We start from the raw sequence: 698 nt of genomic DNA, 5'->3' as shown, positions 1-698 counted from the left end.
CGTTCGCCGCGGCCGCCGACGGCACCGGCTGGGGCGAGGGCGTCGGCATGCTGCTGGTGGAGCGGCTGTCCGACGCGCGTCGCAAGGGCCACCCGGTCCTCGCGATCGTGCGCGGCTCCGCCGTGAACCAGGACGGTGCGAGCAACGGCCTCACGGCCCCCAACGGCCCGTCCCAGCAGCGCGTGATCCACCAGGCGCTCACCAACGCCCGGCTCTCGGCCGACCAGGTCGACGCGGTGGAGGCGCACGGTACGGGCACGACCCTCGGCGACCCCATCGAGGCGCAGGCGCTGCTCGCCACCTACGGGCAGGACCGGCCCGCCGAACGGCCGCTGCTGCTGGGTTCGATCAAGTCCAACATCGGTCATACGCAGGCCGCCGCGGGTGTGGCGGGTGTGATGAAGATGGTGCTGGCGATGCGGCACGGGGTGCTCCCGCGCACGCTGCACATCGACGAGCCGACCCCGCACGTCGACTGGTCGGCGGGAGCCGTCTCACTCCTCTCCGACACGGTTGCCTGGCCGGAGACCGGAGAGCCGCGCCGCGCCGCCGTCTCCTCGTTCGGTTTCAGTGGGACGAATGCGCATGTGGTGCTGGAGCAGGCGCCGCCGGTGGAGGTGCCGGAGGAGGTGGGCGAGCCGGAGCCGGTGGCGGGGTTCGGTGAGGGTGCCGTGTGGGTGTTGTCGGGCGGGAGTGCG

The 698-nt window shown here is 73.2% G+C and carries 1 protein-coding gene; it reads left to right on the top strand.

Features of this window, described 5'->3' with window-relative positions; genetic code table 11:
- The coding region (locus tag IE249_RS39575) for a ketoacyl-synthetase C-terminal extension domain-containing protein (protein WP_229860003.1) at positions 1-698 on the top strand (698 nt) is incomplete at both ends.

The sequence above is a fragment of the Streptomyces anandii JCM 4720 genome, assembly GCF_014650655.1.
In the GTDB taxonomy this organism is placed as follows: Bacteria; Actinomycetota; Actinomycetes; order Streptomycetales; family Streptomycetaceae; genus Streptomyces; species Streptomyces anandii.
The sequence above is the reverse complement of the archived record's forward strand: the minus strand, read 5'-3'. Positions and strand labels throughout refer to the sequence as shown.